8 protein-coding genes are annotated in these 4,857 nt (G+C 54.8%); 2 read left to right on the top strand and 6 right to left on the bottom strand.

Annotated elements, in window-relative coordinates:
* From ABJF76_RS12440 to ABJF76_RS12420, 5 genes are all read right to left on the bottom strand, one after another.
* The coding region (locus ABJF76_RS12440) for a type IV secretion system protein B4 (RefSeq protein WP_413822582.1) at positions 1 to 2,116 on the bottom strand (2,116 nt) is incomplete at its 3' end.
* Complete coding sequence (locus ABJF76_RS12435; protein WP_348135708.1) at positions 2,106 to 2,384, bottom strand: VirB3 family type IV secretion system protein; 279 nt, start codon at positions 2,382 to 2,384, stop codon at positions 2,106 to 2,108. The genes ABJF76_RS12440 and ABJF76_RS12435, both read right to left, overlap by 11 nt.
* A complete protein-coding gene (locus ABJF76_RS12430; RefSeq protein WP_348135707.1) occupies positions 2,377 to 2,670 on the bottom strand; it encodes a TrbC/VirB2 family protein in 294 nt (97 codons plus the stop codon). The genes ABJF76_RS12435 and ABJF76_RS12430 overlap by 8 nt, the downstream gene beginning before the upstream one ends.
* A complete protein-coding gene (locus tag ABJF76_RS12425) occupies positions 2,667 to 3,284 on the bottom strand; it encodes a lytic transglycosylase domain-containing protein (RefSeq protein WP_348135705.1) in 618 nt (205 codons plus the stop codon). The genes ABJF76_RS12430 and ABJF76_RS12425 overlap by 4 nt, the downstream gene beginning before the upstream one ends.
* Positions 3,285 to 3,330: 46 nt before the next feature.
* The gene (locus ABJF76_RS12420) at positions 3,331 to 3,681 is read right to left on the bottom strand and encodes a hypothetical protein (RefSeq protein WP_348135704.1); all 351 of its coding nucleotides are present in this window, start codon (positions 3,679 to 3,681) and stop codon (positions 3,331 to 3,333) included.
* A gap of 185 nt (positions 3,682 to 3,866) precedes the next feature.
* Between ABJF76_RS12420 and ABJF76_RS12415 the strand changes: the two genes are divergently transcribed.
* The gene (locus tag ABJF76_RS12415) at positions 3,867 to 4,151 is read left to right on the top strand and encodes a hypothetical protein (protein ID WP_348135731.1); all 285 of its coding nucleotides are present in this window, start codon (positions 3,867 to 3,869) and stop codon (positions 4,149 to 4,151) included.
* Positions 4,152 to 4,322: 171 nt separating this feature from the next.
* Here ABJF76_RS12415 and ABJF76_RS12410 read toward each other — a convergent pair whose 3' ends face one another.
* Positions 4,323 to 4,595 carry a helix-turn-helix transcriptional regulator gene (locus tag ABJF76_RS12410; protein WP_348135703.1) on the bottom strand — a complete coding sequence of 91 codons (273 nt, stop codon included), beginning with the start codon at positions 4,593 to 4,595 and terminating at the stop codon, positions 4,323 to 4,325.
* A 59-nt stretch (positions 4,596 to 4,654) separates the two neighbouring features.
* Here ABJF76_RS12410 and ABJF76_RS12405 point away from each other — a divergent pair.
* A partial coding sequence (locus ABJF76_RS12405; protein WP_413822581.1) for a hypothetical protein occupies positions 4,655 to 4,857 on the top strand: 203 nt, incomplete at its 3' end.

The following is a 4,857-nucleotide window of genomic DNA, read 5'->3' as shown; positions in this document are numbered from 1 at the left end:
GTGTTGGGACCGCTTCGATGATGGTCTTGCCGGTCCGCGTGCGTTCCAGCTGGCTGGCATATTGGGTCATCATCACCGCAACGGTGTTTTGTTTGCGCACGGTCACCAGCCAGTTCGAAAGGCGTTCCGCAAAGTAGGCGTTGTCGAGGGCCTTCCAGGCTTCATCGATCACAATGATTGTGGGGCGACGGTCTTCGATCTCGCGCTCAACGCGGCGGAAGAGATAGCTCAGAACCGCCATGCGTTCTTTTTCAGACTCAGAGTCCAGAATGCCGGTGAGATCAAACCCGACCACATCACCTTCCAGAGAAAACGTGTCTTCCAAGGACTGGCCAAAAATCCAACCGTAGCGGCCGTCCTCGGTCCACTCGAGCATGCGTTGATGAAGATCGCCTCCATCATCTGTGGAGACGAAGAGCGATGCAAAGTCCTTCCAATTGCGCAAAGCGGGGTCAGTGGCGTTTGCGTTTTGACGGACAACTTCTTGGATGCGGTTGGTTTGAACGGGCGTGAGCGGCTTGTCCGCGCGGTAGAGCAGGGTGCCCAGCCAGTCTGACAACCAGGCCGTGCCACGATTATCCACCTCTGTCCCAAGGGGATTGAGGCCGGTGGCTTGCCCGGCCTTCAATGCCGCATAGCTGCCCCCGTTGGCGCGGACCGCCATCTCCATACCAAGACGGTAATCAAAGACGAAGATCCGCGCGCCTGCTCGACGGGCTTGGGTCATAAGGAATGCCGAAAGGACGGATTTGCCTGATCCGGGCCGACCCATGATCAGGGTATGGCCGCTGGTAGGTTCTTTATCGGGCGATCCTTGCTCGTGATAAGAGAACCGATAGGCACTTTGCTCCGGTGTGGGCAACATCGTGATCACTTTGCCCCACGGTACGTTGCTTGCTTCTTTGCCGAGCTGTGTTCGATGAAACGCTGCGAAATCCGCGAAGTTGCGATTGGTGATGGCACTGGCGCGCACGCGCTTGGGCTGATTGCCTGGGTGCTGGCTGAGATAATGTGCCTTTGCTGCAACCCGTTCGCCGATCATCTTCACGCCCTCGGCCGCTGCCGCGTTGACGATCTCGGCGCTCAGGGCTTGCAGTTCATCAAGGGTGTCGCAAAAGATCGTCACGACCATGTGGTGTTCGCCAAAACTTTGGCGTTTGGCTTCGAGATCGTCAGCGGCGATATCGAGGGCCTCCATCAACGAAAGAGCCGCGTCCTGCGAAGCCTGCATCTGGCGTTTCTGGCGTTTGATGCGGCCGGCCATGAGGTTCGAGTTGATCGGCGTGAAGGAATGGGTGACGATCATGTCGATAGGCAGGTTGAGCATGTCGAACATCGTGCAGGAGGTCGCCTCGGAATATTCACCGATGGTGAAACTCTTGCCGTAACGGTGTCCGACGACGCCCTCGGACAATTCAAAGTGGTCGTCCAAAAAAGTCACACGGGTGTTGGCGACATTGAACGCCAGAAAACCATAGGTACTGGCCGGATACAGCGGCAATTCTTGGCCCGTATTCAGCGCCCCAAGAAAACCGACGAGATCGCCTGTCTTTGAGGACAGGACGCGAGGTTTGAGATCCGCAAGGCCGGACACAAAGACATTTACTGCCTCGTTCAGACGACGGACGCGTTTGTGGGTTTCTTCCTTAAGCCGTTCGGGCGCGCTGCGGTTCACAAAAGGGAGGAAACTCTTTGGCGGCGGGCGATGAATGATCGTCAATGTTAGCGTCTTGTCGCGCAAACCACTGGTCGCGAGCTTGCTGCGCCATTGCCGATCGACCTTACCTGCAAAGCTGTTATCTGCGATGTGTTCTAACTCCGGCGCAATCGCTTTGGAGACTTTGTGCACGTAGTAGGAATATTCTGGCCCGAGCTGTGCGATGATCCGGGCAAAGAGGGCCGTGATCTTGTCGAGATAAGCGTCATCGGTCGTGTAGCTGTTGACCCCATCAAGGCGGATGCACTGAAACAGCTCATTCACGCGAGTGCGAACCGTTTGGTCATCAACCAAACTAACATATGGCAACATATGCGCGAGGCGTGTCTCACGCGCGTACCAACTGGGCGTCTGTGTCCGTGTATCCAGAACCTGGTCGCCGGCTGCATTAGAGTGCATAGCTGTCCCCGCCATGCACTTGCCGGTTTCGCGTCGGTGGGGTTTCCTGCAGGGATGTCATCATCACATCGATGAAACGTGGGTCCCAATCTGCCGCTTTCCACAGCACCGGATAGAGTACGATCGCAACCCCAAGGATCACGATGTGCTGGATCCAGACGAACAGCAGGACCGAACCAAAGAGCCAGATCATCGCGTACATGATGGGCAAGCCCAAAAGCTTTGGGGCGCGCACAAGTCCGAGGAAGAGAGGTGATCGCTCAGCCACCGGCAAAGACCGCGGCAACGATTGTGGGAGCAGCTGCAACACCAGCGATACCGACAAGAACCCAAAGCGCTTGGCGCAGATCGATGATGTTGAAGAACCAGCTGAGGAACACGCCCAGGACCGCGAGTGTCGCTATGACGACGCCTTGCGGGCCGGTCAGCGCGTCGACAATGCCTTGCAGAAGGCTTTGGATTGGCGAGAGGTCGATGCTTTGGGCGAGAGCAGGCTCCGCAACCAATAGGAACAGCGCCAACGTTGCGATGAATAATGAAGATAGATGTTTCATGGATTGGTTCCTTCCAGACGAGCGACAACCGCCATGACGCGGGCCACGTGGTTTCGGGTTTCTCGGTAAAGGGGGATCCCGTTGTATTCACGGACGGCATCGGGACCGGCGTTGTAAGCGGCCAGAGCAAGGCGTGGGTCACCGAACAGCTCAAGCATCATCGCGAGGTAGCGGGCTGAACCGTCGAGGTTTTGAAGCGGGTCTCGCGGATCGACGCCAAGATCGCGGGCAGTCGCTGGCATCAGTTGGCCGAGGTCAATAGCGCCTGCGCTTGAGACAGCGCTCTGGCGATATGCACTTTCGATTTCGATATTTGCGCGAAACAGGAGCAACCAGTCAGAAACGGAAAGATCCGCACGGCGTAGGCCAGGATGAATCGCGTATCGCAGGGCCGTCGTCTCAATTGCAGTCAGAACGTCTGCCCGAGGGAGGGGCGTTCGCGGTGCTATCGCCGCAACGCGAACCTCAGACTCAACGGTAACTGATGTTGTGCCGAGCAGCTCCAATGACTCAGCTGCTGATCCTTGGCCGATCCCATCGTTGTAGTCGCGCGCAAAACTGGTTTGAGGAGCGGAGGGTGTCAGGGACCCGTCGTTCTCCATGATGAGAACCATTTGGGCTTGGAGCGGCGTTGCCGCGCAAAGCCAAAGTGCAGCGAAGCTAGCTGCTCTTGTCGTCCTCTGGCTTGAGTTTGTGCGACGTCCGTTGCCCTTCTTCGAGCGGGACATCAGCGTGGGTGAAGCCGATACCAACCAAGAAAGACACAACGCCGGTGATGGTTTTGAATTCGCGGATTTTGATGTCGTTATGCGTTGTGCGTGTTCGAGCCGTGACGAGAAGTTTCTCGACACGGTCATCAGAGACTGCACGCATGATCCAGACCCCATAATAGCTAGGACCTTTCTTGTGCGCAGCTTCCTGGCACAAGATCTCAGCGTTATATCCGCTTTCCACGAGAACGCGGAATCTGGCTTCAGTGACCACATTTGGTGCTTCGATTTCCCAGTTCATAACTGTGGTCACTTCTCTCATTCAAAGACGCATGACCGTGTGTCCCCATGGACAACACAACCATACGTAAATATACTAACGAAACGCAAGATATATTAATGCGCCTGTGTTCGCGAAATACCTCCCCGAAGAAAAATCGCGGGAGACCATTCGTGAACGCAAGACTAGGAGATTCTTTGACAAAGATGAAGCGACTGCAGTCGGTCCCGCAGGCTATATTATTGGTGCTGGCCCAAAACTCAGCGGCAACAGCGGAGCCATGCGTCGCGCCAATCCGCCCGTATGTGCCTGATGACGCGGCTGCGGTCGTCGAATTTGGAAACCTGATTCGGCGAGATTTTGAAGACTACATCCATAATGTTCAGTTCTATTTTCACTGCTTGGATACAGAACGAGGGCGAGCATTTGAAGAAGCGCGGCAGGTGAGCCAGCAGTACGGGGCGTTTTCGCAGCGGGCAGGGGACAACTAGGATTTTTCTGGGCCTGTGAAGAGGATTGGCTCGCGATTAAAATTGTCGACTGGATCACCTTTCCAGAGGATCGAGGTCTCGCCAGTGTTCCAACGGTATTCAATGCCAACCACAATGCCGCTTCTTGGGCAAGTAAGTCGATTGGTTGGGAATCCTTCTATCTGTATTGGGCTAGGTGAAATCAATGTGACCACCACGAGCCTTAGCAAAATCAATGAGCCACCCACGCTTTTGGTGTCGCGGAAGTAGCAAAACGAATGGTTGAACATCGAGGGCAGCCGACGCACGTTCCAGCATATCGACGGTAACAGCGTTTTTTGAATTTTCAATAGAACCAACATAGCCTCGATCAATGCCAGCACTGAAGGCAAATGCCTCTTGGGTCAGACCACGGAAACGGCGTAATTCTCTAATATTAAGTCCTAATTGATCTCGAATCTGCATGCGCTAAGTTGGGAGATTGTATATTTGACAAACCCGAGTAAGTGAGTCCAATGTCATGAATGAATTTATTGCAAATACTGAAAGACGAGTGGGCTTTGGTTAGTGGAGCGCCATTTACCATCGCAGCAATTACCGTTGCGATATGGCTGGTTGTGCGGTTGATCTACAAGGATCGATTGAGCAGCGCCAAAGAGTTGCTGGAACTCAAGTCTAGCCAGCTAACAGAAATACAGGATCGGACAGGGGCAAAAAGCCCGGAAGA

Origin of the sequence: Tateyamaria sp., assembly GCF_039940735.1 — a bacterium.
In the GTDB taxonomy this organism is placed as follows: Bacteria; Pseudomonadota; Alphaproteobacteria; order Rhodobacterales; family Rhodobacteraceae; genus Tateyamaria.
Note: the sequence above shows the minus strand (reverse complement) of the source record. Positions and strands in the feature narration are given on the sequence as shown.